General features: G+C 39.0%; 16 protein-coding genes and 2 tRNA genes. 10 read left to right on the top strand and 8 right to left on the bottom strand.

The window, feature by feature from the left end; translation table 11 throughout:
• Positions 1-186: 186 nt before the first annotated feature.
• The 4 genes from FJR06_RS14655 to purU all read left to right on the top strand — a co-directional run bounded on the left by FJR06_RS14655 (position 187) and on the right by purU (position 4,180).
• Complete coding sequence (locus tag FJR06_RS14655) at positions 187-1,833, top strand: Gldg family protein (RefSeq protein ID WP_168651697.1); 1,647 nt, start codon at positions 187-189, stop codon at positions 1,831-1,833.
• Positions 1,830-2,501, top strand: coding sequence for an aminotransferase class IV (locus tag FJR06_RS14650; protein WP_168651696.1), 672 nt, complete (start codon positions 1,830-1,832; stop codon positions 2,499-2,501). Before FJR06_RS14655 ends, FJR06_RS14650 begins: the two co-directional genes overlap by 4 nt.
• Positions 2,502-2,529: 28 nt before the next feature.
• Entirely contained in the window at positions 2,530-3,138 is a 609-nt protein-coding gene (locus tag FJR06_RS14645; protein ID WP_168651695.1) for a DUF4340 domain-containing protein, read from the top strand.
• Positions 3,139-3,325: 187 nt separating this feature from the next.
• Entirely contained in the window at positions 3,326-4,180 is an 855-nt protein-coding gene (gene purU, locus FJR06_RS14640; RefSeq protein WP_015081200.1) for a formyltetrahydrofolate deformylase, read from the top strand.
• Between the two features lie 6 nt (positions 4,181-4,186).
• Here the strand turns inward: purU and FJR06_RS24935 are convergent, their stop codons facing one another.
• The 3 genes from FJR06_RS24935 to moaC form a co-directional block, all read right to left on the bottom strand.
• Complete coding sequence (locus FJR06_RS24935; RefSeq protein ID WP_168651694.1) at positions 4,187-4,720, bottom strand: GNAT family N-acetyltransferase; 534 nt, start codon at positions 4,718-4,720, stop codon at positions 4,187-4,189.
• The gene (locus FJR06_RS14630) at positions 4,704-5,033 is read right to left on the bottom strand and encodes a DUF1778 domain-containing protein (RefSeq protein ID WP_015081202.1); all 330 of its coding nucleotides are present in this window, start codon (positions 5,031-5,033) and stop codon (positions 4,704-4,706) included. The genes FJR06_RS24935 and FJR06_RS14630 overlap by 17 nt, the downstream gene beginning before the upstream one ends.
• A gap of 94 nt (positions 5,034-5,127) precedes the next feature.
• A complete protein-coding gene (moaC, locus tag FJR06_RS14625; protein WP_015081203.1) occupies positions 5,128-5,622 on the bottom strand; it encodes a cyclic pyranopterin monophosphate synthase MoaC in 495 nt (164 codons plus the stop codon).
• Positions 5,623-5,659: 37 nt separating this feature from the next.
• Here moaC and FJR06_RS14620 point away from each other — a divergent pair.
• Positions 5,660-5,733: transfer RNA gene (locus FJR06_RS14620), tRNA-Arg, on the top strand.
• A 246-nt stretch (positions 5,734-5,979) separates the two neighbouring features.
• On the opposite strand, the gene FJR06_RS14615 is transcribed toward FJR06_RS14620, so the two are convergent.
• The 3 genes from FJR06_RS14615 to FJR06_RS14605 are packed head-to-tail and all read right to left on the bottom strand — an operon-like array spanning position 5,980 to position 8,950.
• Positions 5,980-7,203, bottom strand: a complete 1,224-nt coding sequence (locus FJR06_RS14615; RefSeq protein WP_015081204.1) for an MFS transporter — start codon at positions 7,201-7,203, stop codon at positions 5,980-5,982.
• A gap of 44 nt (positions 7,204-7,247) precedes the next feature.
• Entirely contained in the window at positions 7,248-8,222 is a 975-nt protein-coding gene (locus FJR06_RS14610) for a glycosyltransferase family 2 protein (RefSeq protein ID WP_015081205.1), read from the bottom strand.
• A gap of 41 nt (positions 8,223-8,263) precedes the next feature.
• Positions 8,264-8,950, bottom strand: coding sequence for a C40 family peptidase (locus tag FJR06_RS14605; RefSeq protein WP_168651693.1), 687 nt, complete (start codon positions 8,948-8,950; stop codon positions 8,264-8,266).
• 236 nt (positions 8,951-9,186) lie between these two features.
• Between FJR06_RS14605 and FJR06_RS14600 the strand changes: the two genes are divergently transcribed.
• The 3 genes from FJR06_RS14600 (at position 9,187) to FJR06_RS14590 (ending at position 11,656) form a co-directional block, all read left to right on the top strand.
• On the top strand, positions 9,187-10,125 hold the full coding sequence (locus FJR06_RS14600) for a serine hydrolase (protein WP_015081207.1): 939 nt from the start codon (positions 9,187-9,189) through the stop codon (positions 10,123-10,125).
• A 458-nt stretch (positions 10,126-10,583) separates the two neighbouring features.
• On the top strand, positions 10,584-11,513 hold the full coding sequence (locus tag FJR06_RS14595; protein WP_015083623.1) for a TIGR04168 family protein: 930 nt from the start codon (positions 10,584-10,586) through the stop codon (positions 11,511-11,513).
• A 58-nt stretch (positions 11,514-11,571) separates the two neighbouring features.
• Positions 11,572-11,656 (top strand) — tRNA-Ser (locus FJR06_RS14590).
• A 61-nt stretch (positions 11,657-11,717) separates the two neighbouring features.
• On the opposite strand, the gene FJR06_RS14585 is transcribed toward FJR06_RS14590, so the two are convergent.
• A complete protein-coding gene (locus tag FJR06_RS14585; protein ID WP_168651692.1) occupies positions 11,718-12,824 on the bottom strand; it encodes a peptidylprolyl isomerase in 1,107 nt (368 codons plus the stop codon).
• Positions 12,825-13,109: 285 nt separating this feature from the next.
• Between FJR06_RS14585 and efp the strand changes: the two genes are divergently transcribed.
• Positions 13,110-13,667, top strand: coding sequence for an elongation factor P (efp, locus tag FJR06_RS14580; protein WP_015083621.1), 558 nt, complete (start codon positions 13,110-13,112; stop codon positions 13,665-13,667).
• A gap of 140 nt (positions 13,668-13,807) precedes the next feature.
• Positions 13,808-14,332 (top strand): acetyl-CoA carboxylase biotin carboxyl carrier protein, encoded by a 525-nt coding sequence (gene accB / locus FJR06_RS14575; protein ID WP_015083620.1) that lies wholly within the window; start codon positions 13,808-13,810, stop codon positions 14,330-14,332.
• Positions 14,333-14,454: 122 nt separating this feature from the next.
• On the opposite strand, the gene FJR06_RS14570 is transcribed toward accB, so the two are convergent.
• The gene (locus FJR06_RS14570; protein WP_015083619.1) at positions 14,455-15,066 is read right to left on the bottom strand and encodes a GerMN domain-containing protein; all 612 of its coding nucleotides are present in this window, start codon (positions 15,064-15,066) and stop codon (positions 14,455-14,457) included.
• Positions 15,067-15,355: the final 289 nt, after the last annotated feature.

Here is a 15,355-nt window from a genome sequence, read left to right as displayed (position 1 = left end):
CCCAACTCCTACAAATAAATAATGTATAATCTCGTTCCCATACTCTGTATAAGGACTGTCTCTTATACACATCTAGATGTGTATAAGAGACAGCCCCCTACTCCCCCTACTCCCCCTACTCCCCCTACTCCCCCTATTCCCCCTACTCCCCCTACTCCCCCTATTCCCCCTATTCCCCGTTCCCTAATGAATAAAAATAAACTTTGGAAACTTGTATTTTGGCTCGGACCATTCTTTTTAGCTGCTGGCTTAACCATTGGTTTAATATCAGAAAAATGGGGAATAATCCCTTTATTATTAACCATACTAGGTCTAGTAATTTGTAGCCTATGGATAATAATACAAAGTCAACAAAGTAAATGGTGGCAAAAACGTTCTACCCAATCTGGTACTAATGCTTTAGTCGCTACTTTATCAGTATTAGTTATCTTGGGATTAATTAACTTTTTAGGTATTCGCTATCATTTGCGGCTAGATTTAACAGATAGTCAATTATTTACTCTATCCCCTCAATCAAGGGAATTAGTGAGTAATTTACCCCAAACAATGAAAGTTTGGTTATTCAGTAAAGAACAAAATCTTCAAGATCGAGAATTATTAGATAACTATCATCGTCAAAGTAATAAATTTAAATTTGAGTATCTTGATCCTCAATTAAAGCCAGGAATAGCAGAAAAATTTGGTGTTAAAGATTATGGTGAAGTTTATCTTGAATTTCAAAACAAACGGCAATTAGTCCAGATAATTAATGAAAATGAACGGTTGTCAGAAATAAAATTAACTACTCGTTTACAACAAATTACCAGTTCTACAACTGCTAAAGTTTACTTTCTTCAAGGTCATGGTGAACATCCACTTACAGCTAGTAAAGGAGCAATTTCCCAAGCAATTCAAGGATTAACCGATAAAAACTTGACAACATCAGCTTTAAATTTAGCAGAACAGCCACAAGTTCCTGATGATGCTACTGTTATAGTTGTCGCTGGACCAAAGAAAGAATTATTGACAGGGGAAGTCATAGCTTTACAAAATTATCTTAATCGTGGTGGTAACTTATTATTGATGATTGATCCTAATACCGATCCGAAAATAGACACTATTTTAAAAGATTGGGGTGTGCGTTTAGATAATCGTTTGGCCATTGACACTTCTGGGGCAAATTTGCAACTAGGACCCGCTGCTATCTTAGTAACAGAATATGGACAACATCCTATTACTAAAGATTTTGGGAAAAATATTTCTGTATATCCCTTAACTCGTCCTTTGGAAATTGATCCTGTTCCTGGTATCGAGTCTATGGCTTTATTGAAAACCAAACCCTACCCTAGCAGTTGGGCAGAAAGTGATCAGAAAAGTGAAAAATTAGAATTTAATGAAGGTCAAGACTTAAAAGGACCTTTAACTTTAGGAGTAGCATTAACTAGAAAGTTATCAAATCCAATTCCCACAACTTTATCAAATCCAATTCCCACAAATTCACCAAGTCCAATTCCCACAAATTCACCAAGTCCAATTTCCACAAATTCACCAAGTCCAATTTCCACAACTTCTCAACCTACTGCGAAAGAGTCAAGATTAGTAGTATTTGGAAACTCAAATTTTGCCGCTGATGGTTTATTTGAACAACAATTAAATGGAGATGTATTCTTAAACTCAGTTAGTTGGCTAAGTCAACAAGAACAACAACTTCTTTCAATTCGTCCTAAAGAACCAAAAAATCGCCGGATTGTTATCTCAACTCTTCAGGCTAACTTATTAACAATAGCTGCCGTGTTTGTATTACCTTTAATTGGTTTAGGAACAGGTTTTGTGATTTGGTGGAAACGCCGATGAAAAATCAATTAGTAATTCATGATTGTTTCTCATTAAATCAATCAGATTTTTCACTTTTAGAAACAATATTATGGCAAGCTCATGATGGTTATTTTGTCTTAGATTATCATTTACAACGCTTGAAAAATTCAGCAATTTACTTTGATTTTAGTGTTGATATAAATAGCCTAAAAACTCAACTTAATAAATTAGCAGAATCATTTTTAAATCAAGCTTATAAAGTGCGATTACTGTTAAATTCTGATGGTGAGATTACATATCAAACTATGTCTTTATCTCCTGTCAAAAATCAAGAACTAGTCAAATTAGGTATGTGTTGCACACCTGTTGACTCTACTAATATATTTTTGTATCATAAAACGACTAATCGCCAAGTTTATGAAATAGCAAAAGCCGCTTTTCCTGATTGTGATGATGTTTTATTGTGGAATGAAAGAGGTGAAATTACAGAAACCTCTATTGGTAATATTGTGGTGGAGTTAAATGGAGAATTGCTGACACCCCCGGTAAAATGTGGTTTGTTAGCCGGAACTTTTCGCGCTAATTTACTTGACCAAGGTAAAATTAGAGAAGAAATTATGACAATAGAAATGTTAAAATATAGCAATCGCATCTATATAATTAACTCAGTGAAAAAATGGCGAGAAGCAGTTTTAATTCCTCACTAATTAGGTAATTTATTAATTAATATCCAATATGAAATTTCCAAAAACAACTTTGATTTTAATACTTTTAGCCCTGGGTTTGGGTGGTTTTGTCTACTTTCATGAAATCAAAGGAAAAAATCAGCAAGCAGAAATAAAAATCCAAAACCAGAAAATTTTCGCTTTTACTGCTGATGATGTCCAATCTTTAACAATTAAAATCAAGGAGACAACATTACAACTAGAAAGAAGAAATACATCTGAAAAACCCCAATGGGAAATCAAATCTCCCATATCAGCACTAGCAAATGATGCAATTGTTTCTTACTTAATGGATTTATTAGTTAACGGTAAAAGTGAAAGAACAGTATTAATTTCATCCGCTGAATTATCAGAATTTGGTTTAGATAAACCTGTAGCAACTATTGATATTAAACTAAAAAATCAACAAAGCCATCAATTGATTTTAGGTAAAGGTGATTTTAATAATCAATTTTTATATGCTCAAGCTGATAGTAACAAAAATATGAACTTATTGTTAGTGTCTAAAGATTTTGTAAATGCAGTCAATCGAGACATATCTGAATGGAAACAACCAGCAGAAAAGATTGATATACAACCATTACCTAATCTTCCTTCCCCAACTCCTACAAATAAATAATGTATAATCTCGTTCCCATACTCTGTATAAGGATGGATTCTAGAAGGCTCTGCCTTCATTATAGTCGGGGCAATTCTAGAAGGTTCTGCTCTCAATTATAGTCGAGGCAGAGCCTCTGTGATAGCATTCCCAGTCAGAGACTGGGAACGAGATTTCAAATAGCAAAAATTATTATTTCTTATTTTCAATGACAAAACAAACAGCAACTTTATTAATTTCTTGTCCAGATCAAAAGGGATTGGTAGCGAAATTTGCCAATTTCATCTATGATCATGGTGGCAATATTACTCATGCAGATCAGCATACAGATTTTGAAGCTGGATTATTTTTAACTCGCATAGAATGGCAATTAAAAGGATTTAATTTACCAAAAGATTTAATTGCTCCCGCTTTTAATGCTATTGCTCAATCTTTAAATGCAAAATGGGAATTACACTTTTCTGATACTCTTCCCCGCATTGCTATTTGGGTAAGTCGTCAAGATCATTGTTTATTTGATTTAATTTGGAGATATCACGCTAAAGAATTTCATGCAGAAATTCCGTTAATTATGAGTAATCATCCCCATTTACAACCAGTGGTTGAACAATTTGGTATTGATTACCATTATATACCCATTACTAAAGACAATAAACAAGAACAAGAAGCTAAACAACTAGAATTACTACATGAATACAAAATTGATTTAGTAGTTTTAGCCAAATATATGCAAATAGTTAGCGCGGATTTTATTGAAAAATTCCCGCAAATTATTAATATTCATCATTCATTTTTACCTGCATTTATTGGGGCTAATCCCTATCATCGCGCCTTTGAAAGAGGAGTAAAAATTATTGGTGCAACAGCCCATTATGCTACCCCTAACTTAGATGCAGGTCCAATTATTGAACAGGATGTAGTGCGGGTAAGTCATCGAGATGAGGTGAATGATTTAATTAGAAAAGGGAAAGATTTAGAAAGAATTGTGTTAGCAAGAGCGGTAAGATTGCATTTACAAAATCGTGTTTTAGTCTATGGAAATAGAACCGTAGTTTTTGAGTAAATTTATTTAATTTGAATTGATCATCTTATCTATCGTTTCCATCATCAAAAAAAGCCGATGAGAATAATCAGCAAAGCGAATGAATTGATAATGCTCATAAAAAGAACGGGCTTGATCATCTTTAGCATCAACAACTACCGCAATTGTCGCAATTTCACTTTGCAAACTACGATCTAGGGCATTCATTAACAACATTTCCCCCAAACCTTTTTGACGATGATTTTGATCAACGGCTAATCTACCTAAAAGGGTAGCAGGAAGTTCAGGATATTTTGGTAGTTTTTTCGTGATTTCTACGGGCAATTCTCCTAGTTTAATACGTGTTGCTGATAATGTATAATAACCTGCGACGAAACCAGAATTTTTTTCTACTAAAACAAATGGGGCTGCTGTCCGTTTACGTAAATCTTGCCCAGCTTGTGCTTTAAAATATTTATCTAGTTCATCAACACCAGAACAAAAAGCCGCCCGGTTATGCTTTTTTCCTAGCGGCTCTATTAAATAATGATTAAAAGCATCAAAATTATCTGTTAACTGCACTTACTACACCCATATTCTTTTTATAGCGTTGAGCCGCAAGCCGTAACTTTTCGCTGGGTTCTGGTGGATTAAGCAGTGCTTCTACAAAAATTTCTTGGTCTTTTCTGCTTAAAACCATGATTTCATTTTCCTGAATAATCTGGTTTGCAACACTGACAAGACTGCTAACCACAAAATTTGATAGTGTTCTTCCCTGAATATCAGCCGCTCGTTGGAACAATTCCTTATTCTGTGCACTGACACGGGCTTCTAATCTTTCTAATTTAGAACACAAGGATTTTTCTTGGCTGGTTTTAGCGACTGTATGAGTCATGATAGCCCCTACACAATAAATGTGATGTATAAATGTAAATGTACGGCAAATGTCCTAACAAATATAGTCTATCCACTAGTACAAAAAATGTCAACTATCCCCAATCTCCAGACTTTCCACCTGTTTTACTAACTAAATGAATCGCTTCAATTTGAATCGTTTTTTCTAACGCTTTAGCCATATCATATAAAGTTAAAGCAGCAATAGACACCGCTGTTAAAGCCTCCATTTCCACACCAGTTTCCGCTTTAGTTTTCACAGTGGCATCAATTTGATAACCGGGTAGTTGGGCATCGGGGATAATCTCCACAGTGATTTTCTGTAAGGGTAAGGGGTGACAAAGGGGAATTAAGTTTGCTGTCTGTTTAGCAGCCATGATTCCCGCTAACCTAGCAGTTGCTAAAACGTCCCCCTTGGGGGTGTTACCGGCTTGAATAGCGGCGAACGTCTCAGGTAACATTCGCACCCTACCAGTGGCTACAGCTTGGCGAATGGTGGCGACTTTGCCGGATACATCAACCATTTGGGCTTCTCCTTGGGCATCCAAATGGGTTAGTGGAAAAGAATTTGAAAAATTAGCTTGCGTCATTGGGAAAGTATGTGCTATTATTAAATTCGTGGGTCAAGGGTGTGTAGCTCAGTGGACTAGAGCACGTGGCTACGAACCACGGTGTCGGGGGTTCGAATCCCTCCTCGCCCATTTTATAATTAAAAATGCACAGGTTCCTTTTTTGGAGTTTGTGCATTTTTAATGGGTTGAATAAACGAACCACAGAGGCACAGAGAACACAGAGAAAGAAGAAATAGAGCAGGTTTTTGCGTCAGTTTTGGGATATTTTTTTATTTGGTAGTTTCTAACAGAGATTTGGTGACAAATATCGTAGAGACGTTCCATGAAACGTCTCTACAAGGGTTGTTGATAATCCATATCTAATTTTTGAAGATATTATTTCACAGCATAGATATCTTCTGTGCGACCAAAGGCAAAACGTAGAGATTGAGGGATATTACGACTAGACTGGGTAAGGAAGATGATCATGGCTATCACAGTTAAACCCGTAGTCAAACCAAACATATTCCGATAACCCAGGGTTTCGGCAAATGTCCCAAAAATTGGACCAGCTATAGCTAAACCGATATCAAATCCCATTAAGGAAGCACCAAATATTCTCCCGCGTTCATGGGGTAAAGCCCTATCTGTCATTAATACAGAAATCATGGGAATGAGTGTACCAGAAGCAGCACCTTCCATCAATGCTCCTAATAAGAACATGAAAGAGTTATTTGCTTGCCAAACGCAGATGATAGAGAGTGTATAAGCTATTAAACTCATGGTGACAAACAAACCCCGACCATATCTATCAGAAGCTTTACCACTAAATAATCTACAACTAAAACTGGAGACAGCGGCAGCAGAGAAAAAGAAACCTGGATTTAAATCAACGCCGGTTGATTTGATAAATAGGGAGATAAAAGTATGCAAACTACCTAAAGTCAAACCACTCAGCAATAAGACAATGGCCGGAATTCGCACGCGAGGACTAGTTAATATTTGCCAAAAGTTATCATTTTTGCTGTTATGTGGTTTGGTGATAATAGGTGGATTGACAATGGGGATTATACATAATAAACCCATGCCACCTAAAGCCGCAGATGATAAAAATAACGGAGTATAACCAGCACTTGCTTGCAAAAATCCCCCGATAGCAGGGCCAAGTGCTATTCCCAGGGGATTAACTAAACTCATATAACCGACGACTTCACCGCGACGGTGTTCTGGTGCTAAATCGCTGACTAGGGCAATGTAAGCTGTGGCAAAAGCGGCGATACTAATGCCATGAAAGGTACGAATTACCATGAGGGGGATAATTGATTTTACACATAAATATCCCAAAGGAGCGATCGCTGCTACGGACATTCCAATCAATAATACTATCTTACGACCCCGTATATCTGCTAAAGCCCCCATTGACGGGCGACATAGCAACATCCCAATGGCAAAGCTACCCATAACAATGCCAATTTCTTGTTTGCTTGCACCAATATGTTCAATATATAAGGGTAAGGTAGGCAATAACGAGGCCAAACCTGACCAGAAAAACAAACCCGCTGCAAATAACATGAGCAGGTTTTTTCGCAGTTCAGCGTCAAAAGTATCAAAGGCTTTCACGGCAGATGCAATAATGCAAAAAGTATTATTTCTCTATTGTTACGTTACTTAACATTTTTCGCCACAACTTCCCGCACCCGATAGATTGGTCGTCCTTGAGATTCATGATAAGTCCGCATCAGTAATTCTGCCAAAAGGCCGAAGCAAAATAGCTGTACTCCTGTTACTAACAGCAACACTGCCAAAATCAATAAAGGACGGCTACCAATATCTACATGAAAAGCCAATTTGATAACAGTCAAATATATACCTATTCCTCCCCCAGAAACCATAGAAATTAAGCCTAATAGCCCAAAAACGTGCATGGGACGGGTGAGAAACTTCTTCATAAACAGAATAGTTAATAAATCCATTAATACCCGGAACGTCCGCGATATGCCATACTTACTTTGTCCAAACCGCCGCGCATGATGACGGACAGGTACTTCTGTAATTCTCGCCCCTTCAATATATGCCAATGCAGGTAAAAAGCGGTGTAGTTCTCCATAAAGATTCATATCTGCAACCAATTCGGATCGATAAGCTTTCAAAGAACAACCATAATCATGAATATAGACGCTTGTAGCCCGACGAATTAACCAATTGGCGATTTTAGAAGGAAGCAACCGATTTAATGCCCCATCTTGACGATTTTGCCGCCAACCACTAACTAAATCATAACCTTCATCCAGCTTTGCTAATAACATGGGAATATCAGCGGGGTCATTTTGCAAATCAGCGTCTAAAGTCACAATTACTTTAGCTGTAGCATAATTAAAACCCGCAGACATAGCCGCAGTTTGTCCATAGTTACGTCGCAGAATGATCGCTTTTAAATCAGTGCGCGTTTGGGCTTGTTCCTTGAGAAATTCTGCTGTACCATCACTAGAACCATCATCTACACAAATAATTTCATAATTTAATTCACTAGCGGTGAGAGTCGTAGAAATGGCTTCTAGTAATAAGGGTAAACTTTCGACCTCATCTTTAATAGGAACAACTACGGATACATCTAAAATTGGTAATTGGTAATTGGTCATTGCTAATAACTGATTTGAAAGGGAAATAGATCCCCGACTTCTTAAAGAAGTCGGGGATCTGGGGAGTAACTTTTCATAACTCTACCAGCACCGCGTAATTGTTGATAATAAGCCTGACTAACTTTATTCCCTTGTTCTGAAAGTTGGTCAATTCCAATACCGTTGCGTCCTTGGTCTTTTCCTGAACTGTGAATATAGCAATTATTACCCAAATATAAGCCTACGTGGGTGGCTTTTTGAGGAGTGCCAAAAAAGATTAAATCCCCTGGTTGTAATTCTTTAATATCAATTGTTTGGGTAAAAGCTTCTTGTTGATAAGCATCTCTTGGTAGCCAAATACCTACGGATTTAAATGCTGCTTGCATTAAACCAGAACAGTCATAATTAGGTGCAACTGTGCCACCCCAAAGATAATAATTGTCTTGTGCTTTTGCTGCTTGGGTAAAAGCGATAACTGTGGGTATGTGTTGTTGAATTTCTGCGGTTGAGATGAATTGGGGTTGATATACTGTTTCTGCGGGTTGGAGAAACTGCAAATCTGGAACAGATAACCATCCTGGATAGTTATCTTCACATAAACAAACTTCAACTGCTGTATCTTGATGATTTGATGTTATTCGTAAATGTCGTCCTGTTGCGGCTTGGGTCGCTAAACGGACACATTCAGGAGAATCATAGAGATTCAAGTTAGTTAAACATTGATATTGTGCTAATTTTAGATTACTCATTTTTTGGGGAAATAATTTAAAAGATGTTTTGAAAGTCTATGCAATGTGTAATTCGTCATTTTGTTGATCAAGAGTTTTATGAGGATTGCAAGTTTGATTAAGTTTTGTTAAATCAAATATCATATTAAATTACCTAAAATGAGTTTAATTAGATTTCATACCTCAGCAATTATACAGGTAATGATAGAATCAAGCTAGAAACTAGACTCTGAATACCATAAGGACATTATTCACAAATGGTTTTTTTTAATCAAGATCAACAACTAGAAAATATCGGTAATCAAATTGTAGAGGCAACTTGGGCAGAGTTTCCCACTTTAGCAGCAAATCAAATTGCTTTGACTTGGGTTGTCTATGATCCTCCCGCACCAGTGAATACGGGTGGTGCGCTGACTCCTAACGCTTTTTGGGAACATCCGGTGCGGGGTTTTAGCTATCGGGGAGGAGAACGGATTTATCCGGCCAGTGTGGTGAAGTTATTTTATCTGGTGGTGGTACAAGAATGGCTAGAAAAAGGTATGAGTCAACCTTCGGGGGAATTAAACCGGGCTTTGACGGATATGATCGTTGATTCTAGTAATGATGCTACCAGTTTAATTGTGGATATCATCAGTGGGACTACTTCTGGTCCGCTGTTAAGTCCTGGTCCTTTTGAAACTTGGAAATATCAACGCAATATTATTAATCGGTATTACCAGTCCTTGGGGTGGGAGGAAATGCAAGCAATTAATGTCTGTCAAAAAACTTGGGGTGATGGTCCCTATGGCCGGGAAAGGGCTTTTTATGGGGAGATGTTTGAAAATCGGAATATGGTGACGACGGATGCCACTGCGAGATTATTACATAGTATCGTGGGTGGGGTGACGGTTTCTAGTGAGCGATCGCAATCTATGATGAATTTAATCAAACGTAATATTAACCCTGATGACTTACCCCAAGATGTGGAAGAAGACCAGGTTACAGGCTTCTTAGGCGGTGGATTACCTCAAAATAGTCAAATCTGGTCAAAAGCAGGTTGGACAAGCACAGTCCGCCATGATGCGGCTTATATTGAATTACCAGATCAACGTCCTTATCTGTTGGTGGTGTTTACGGAAGGGAAAGCGCAAGCTAAGAGTCGGGAAATTTTACCTTTTGTGTCTGGAAGAATTGCAGAAGCGATCGCTAATTTATAAGAGCATCCGGTAAGCGTAAAACGAGCGCGGCTTGGCTCCCTGAGATATAAGCGACACGAGGGATTTTAATCCCTGTGGTATGTTAGAATTAAATTGTGAGTAAGAACAAAAAACATCTATGTGTTGAAGCATCCTAGTACGGAGAAATCCCGGCTCATAAGAAACAACGGTTAGGTTCAAGTCCTAACGGCAGTATGACTTAAAAGAGCGAGTAATGGCAGGGTGTGGAGCTTACCGAGTCTTGGCTTAGTGATGGATTCTGAAAACATTGAAAACAATAAAAGTAAGCGCAATTTCAACACCTTGATTGGCAGTTGTTTTGAGCGTCTAGGCGGCGTTTGGCGGTCGCAGCGAGATTGGATTGGGCTAAACCCTTCATCTAAATCTGTCCGCAAAATCTCAGTGGCTTTAGCCATGAAAGTGTCAAATCCTGGAGATATACGGCTTTTTAAAGTGGCATGACCAGTCAGAAAACTCCATCAAAACCTATCAAAATTGCTGTAATTGGCGATGTTCACGACCAATGGGAAGTGGAAGACGGCATAGCACTCAAGCACCTGGGTGTGGACTTAGTGCTGTTTGTCGGAGATTTCGGGAATGAGTCGGTGGAAGTGGTAAAAGCGATCGCTTCCCTGGATCTTCCCAAAGCAGCGGTAATGGGCAATCACGATGCCTGGTATTCGGCCACTGAATGGGGACGCAAAAAATGTCCTTATGACCGCACCAAGGAAGACTGGGTACAGGAACAATTAGATTTATTGGGATCTGCCCAAGTTGGTTATGGTAAGTTGGATTTTCCGGCTTGGAATTTAACTGTGGTGGGTGGTCGTCCTTTTACCTGGGGAGGACCGGAATGGAGATTTGCCCAAATGTGTCAAGAACGGTATGGTGTCTCTAGTTTGGAGGAGTCCGCAGATAAAATCGTCAAAGTAGTAAAAAGTGTTACTTGTGATCATATTATTTTTCTAGGACACAATGGACCGAGTGGTTTAGGCGATCGCGCTGAGGACCCTTGTGGCAAAGATTGGCATCCCATTGGCGGTGATTTTGGTGATCCTGATTTAGCGGAAGCAATTTCTCAAAGTCTCAACCTGAAGAAAACTGTTTCTTTAGTCGCTTTTGGTCATATGCACCGAACTCTGCGCCATACTAAAAAGCTGCAAAGGAAGGCTGTATTTAGAAGTCCAGAAGGAACTATTTACTTAAATGCTGCCACTGTCCCCCGGATTATTCAGCAAGATGGTGTGAAATTACGGAATTTTTCTCTAGTTTCTTTGGAGGGGGGTGTAGTAACAAAAGCTGCTCTGGTTTGGGTGGGTAAAGACTTCCAAATTGCTGCTGAGGAAGTTTTTTATGATTCTTCAGTTTCAGTAGTGCAAATTTTGTAATTATAGGTTATAATGTTATTTGTCAGTTTTTGTATTCCACAATCCTGGCAAATAATTTGGAGAGGTGGCAGAGTGGTCGATTGCGCCTGACTTGAAATCAGGTGAAGTGAAAGCTTCCGGGAGTTCGAATCTCCCCCTCTCCGTTTTTTTGGGAAAATAGAGACGTTTGATTAAACGTCCCTACATTTCGATTTTAATTTCTGATTAGCTTGCTTGAGGCTGAAGTAAATTTTCTATGCCTTGAACAACGGTTGCTGATTCAATTTTGTCACCAGCTTTAAGTTTATCTAAAATCTCTCTACCTTCAGTCAGATAACCAAAAACAGCATAACGACCATCTAAAAGATTACGTCCCGCTGGAGTAAGTTCTGGTTCAAACAAAAAGAAGAAAATTTGGGAAGAACCACCATTAGCTTCATTTTCTGGCCGGGCCATCACTAAAGCACCAAAAGAAGAAAAAGGTAAAACCGGCATATCTAAATAACGCCCAGCTTCTTCGAGAGTAGTGCCATAGGTTGGTTCTTTTTCACCTGCGACTAAAATTTCTAAGGGAACAGCCCGGTATTTGCCAGTTTGAGGATCAATAAAACCGGCTTCCTTACCTACAGGATCTCCGGTTTGGAGAAAGTAAGATTCTTCCGAACGGGTGAATTCTAAACCATTATAAAAACCTCGTTGGACCAAATCAACAAAGTTACCAGCAGTCACAGGGGCGCTATAGCCATCTACAACTACAGTAAGATCGCCTTTATTGGTTTTAAAAGCAATCCTAGCTCGTCCTTTGAGTTGGGGTAAGTTACTGTATTCAGCCGGAACTTCAAAGGGGAATTTCGTCACCATTGATTCTTCTAACAAACTAACAAGATTCAGTAATTTAGCTCTGCCATCAAGAATGGGTTCTTTTTGTTTAGTTTTAACAAGTTCTTGCAGTTCTATGATGCCAGATTTCAATTCAGTCATCCAAGCTTGGGCTTGAGGTTGGCGTTCTTCCGGAACGCTTGCTAATATTTGGGAAGGTTTATCGAGTATCCGCAATGCCTGTTTGAGGTCATTATTAACTGCACCCCATCGTTTATTTGCCCGCAGTTGGTTAGAAATGTCTTCTAAACTAGCTTGTAGTTTACGTACAGGTTGATTATCTATCGGCAGTGCATAGCGTAACAGAGCCTTCCCGTCGGTAATTGCGTTTCCCGCTGGTAGTCCAGCGTTACTAGTGGGAGTCCACCCAGCCGTACTTATGCCTAAAAATATTGTTAATAGCAATATTGCCTTTAGGCTGTTCTTCACCCAGGACTTAAATAAGTTCAACATGAAATTTCCCTTTCTTCAGCATCAAAGTGTTGACTGGAAGTAATTCATTGATTATCTTCCCACATTGCGGGACTGGGGATGGAGGAGGCAGGGGAAGTGGAAAGTAGGGGAAGTAGGGGAAGTAGGGGAAGTGGGAAGTAGGGGAGGCAGGGGAAGAAATATTAATTTTGCCTATTACCTGTTGCTTCTTTCCTGACAACTGACAACTGACAATTAACAACTAACAACTTATGGCGCGGGAAGGGTACAATAAATGCCGATTGTCTTGCAAAATTTGAAAGTTTCATGATCTCTAGTAACGACTTTCGACCTGGTGTTTCAATTGTATTAGATGGTTCGGTTTGGCGCGTGATAGATTTTCTTCACGTTAAGCCAGGCAAGGGTTCTGCCTTCGTACGGACAACATTAAAAAGTGTTCAAACTGGGAAACAGTTAGAAAAAACTTTTCGGGCTGGGGAAAGCGTTCCCCAGGCAACTTTGGAAAAAGTGACGATGCAACATACCTATAAAGAAGGCGATGAGTTTATCTTTATGGATATGGAAACTTATGAGGAAGGTAGATTAACTTCAGCACAAATTGGCGATCGCGTCAAGTACCTAAAGGAAGGTATGGAAGTTAACGTGATTCGCTGGGGCGAACAAGTTCTAGAAGTAGAACTACCTAATTCTGTAGTTTTGGAAATTGTGCAAACAGATCCTGGTGTTAAAGGTGATACTGCCACAGGTGGTACTAAACCCGCAATTCTCGAAACTGGTGCAACTATCATGGTTCCTTTGTTTATTGCCCAAGGGGAACGCATAAAAATTGATACCAGGGAAGATAAGTATTTAGGCAGGGAATAGTCAGGAATAAAATCGTTCAACTGAGCGAAGTCCAAAATCTCAAATTGGTGCTAATGATTTCAATCCCTTTTTTATAGAGGGATTAAATCCCTGCCTTAATTAGAATTTTAATTTAACAGTTAGGTGGAGGTAAAATAATTGTGACATTAGACTTTAATGAAATCCGTCAGCTATTAGTAACTATTGCCCAAACAGATATTGCGGAAGTTACTCTCAAAAATAATGAATTTGAGCTAACAGTCCGAAAAGCTGTCAGTTTTAGCAATAATGCCCAAGGAACGGTGAGTGCTGTAGGGAGTGCCAGTGTAACCCAGTTGCTATCTACAGCCTTACCAAGTTCAATGTCTGAGGGGGGTGTAATCAATAAAGTTGTTGATAATTCATTAGCACAACCTCCTCATTCTTCTTCACCAATTAATCAAAAATTGGTTGAAGTCCCATCACCAATGGTAGGGACATTTTACCGCTCCCCAGCCCCAGGAGAAGCAGCGTTCGTGGAAGTAGGCGATCGCGTTAAAGCTGGTCAAAGTGTCTGTATAATTGAAGCAATGAAGTTGATGAACGAAATTGAAGCCGAAGTCTCTGGACAGGTAATGGAAATTTTAGTTCAAAATGGCGAACCCGTAGAATATGGTCAGCCTTTAATGAGAATTAACCCTGATTAAGTATTAAATAGGGAACAGGGAAACTAACAACTGACAACTGTACGGGCGAAGCATTTGGAGAACTATTTTTGGCAATGACCGATAATTTATCTTCCAAATGCTTCGCCCCTACTGACCACTGACTAAAGCGGATAATTTTTCTGAAAACTTTCGCGGGTGAGTGGTTGTTGTAATTCCACACCTTCACCCCCTAAAACCTCTAAGGGTTTCCCATTGACTTGAATATATACTTTGGCTTTAGGGTTTAAACTAGTAGCAGTATATACAACTTGTCCCACACGCCCCATCATGGAAGTGCTACCTCCACCAGTGGTAAAGTTTGCGGATAAATTCACATGAATATCATTGTTTTCGGCTTTTAGTCCCAATAGTTGAGTCCCCTGGGGAATAGTAGTAGAATCTGTGCCTTCACCTGGACCTGCTAATAAGGTTTTAAATGCTGCCTCTAAAACTTGGTTGGGTTGGGTAGCTGCAACTTTAAAAGGTTGGGGAACTAAATCCAGCCGATTTTCCTGGGATCTGAGCCAATATATACTAGCAGTCTGTTCATTACCTTGTTGGGTTGTTGATTGCTTGACTGGCTGCTTAATAGTTTGCGAAGAATTGGTAGGTGTGGGAGTATCTGGAGTCTGTCCAGAAAACCAAGCCACACCACCGCTTACTGCTATTACGGCTGCGGAAATAGCTGCTACCGCACCGACAGAAATACCGTTAGTTCTTTGTTGGTTATTCATATGTGAAACCTACTGGATTCAGAATGGAAATAGTCGTAAGATAATTAGCCTGTTTATAAAGGTTATATCTTAAATAGATGCTTTGATTTGTATATAAACTGCTATTGCTAATCACTCCCCCTTCTCACTCCAATTGTAGAGTTATCTTTTCAAGTCCGTCAGCTTTCTCTTTATAAGGAAGAACGCCGAAAACCCTTGAAAATGTGGCTGACTCAGGAAGCCACATTTGGGCTTTAGACAAGGGATGAAGGCTAGAGGCTTTCCTTTATCCTGCATTGACGTTAATTTG

Origin of the sequence: Dolichospermum sp. UHCC 0352, from assembly GCF_009711925.1 — a bacterium.
In the GTDB taxonomy this organism is placed as follows: domain Bacteria; phylum Cyanobacteriota; class Cyanobacteriia; order Cyanobacteriales; family Nostocaceae; genus Dolichospermum; species Dolichospermum lemmermannii.
Note: the sequence above shows the minus strand (reverse complement) of the source record. Positions and strands in the feature narration are given on the sequence as shown.

What these genes read in the sequence shown, in the direction of transcription:
- FJR06_RS14655 (WP_168651697.1), top strand. Translation starts at nt 187, where the DNA reads ATGAATAAAAATAAACTTTGGAAACTTGTATTTTGGCTCGGACCATTC.
- FJR06_RS14650 (WP_168651696.1), top strand. Translation starts at nt 1,830, where the DNA reads ATGAAAAATCAATTAGTAATTCATGATTGTTTCTCATTAAATCAATCA.
- FJR06_RS14645 (WP_168651695.1), top strand. Translation starts at nt 2,530, where the DNA reads ATGAAATTTCCAAAAACAACTTTGATTTTAATACTTTTAGCCCTGGGT.
- purU (WP_015081200.1), top strand. Translation starts at nt 3,326, where the DNA reads ATGACAAAACAAACAGCAACTTTATTAATTTCTTGTCCAGATCAAAAG.
- FJR06_RS14630 (WP_015081202.1), bottom strand. Translation starts at nt 5,033, where the DNA reads ATGACTCATACAGTCGCTAAAACCAGCCAAGAAAAATCCTTGTGTTCT.
- moaC (WP_015081203.1), bottom strand. Translation starts at nt 5,622, where the DNA reads ATGACGCAAGCTAATTTTTCAAATTCTTTTCCACTAACCCATTTGGAT.
- FJR06_RS14610 (WP_015081205.1), bottom strand. Translation starts at nt 8,222, where the DNA reads ATGACCAATTACCAATTACCAATTTTAGATGTATCCGTAGTTGTTCCT.
- FJR06_RS14605 (WP_168651693.1), bottom strand. Translation starts at nt 8,950, where the DNA reads ATGAGTAATCTAAAATTAGCACAATATCAATGTTTAACTAACTTGAAT.
- FJR06_RS14600 (WP_015081207.1), top strand. Translation starts at nt 9,187, where the DNA reads ATGGTTTTTTTTAATCAAGATCAACAACTAGAAAATATCGGTAATCAA.
- FJR06_RS14595 (WP_015083623.1), top strand. Translation starts at nt 10,584, where the DNA reads ATGACCAGTCAGAAAACTCCATCAAAACCTATCAAAATTGCTGTAATT.
- FJR06_RS14585 (WP_168651692.1), bottom strand. Translation starts at nt 12,824, where the DNA reads ATGTTGAACTTATTTAAGTCCTGGGTGAAGAACAGCCTAAAGGCAATA.
- efp (WP_015083621.1), top strand. Translation starts at nt 13,110, where the DNA reads ATGATCTCTAGTAACGACTTTCGACCTGGTGTTTCAATTGTATTAGAT.
- FJR06_RS14570 (WP_015083619.1), bottom strand. Translation starts at nt 15,066, where the DNA reads ATGAATAACCAACAAAGAACTAACGGTATTTCTGTCGGTGCGGTAGCA.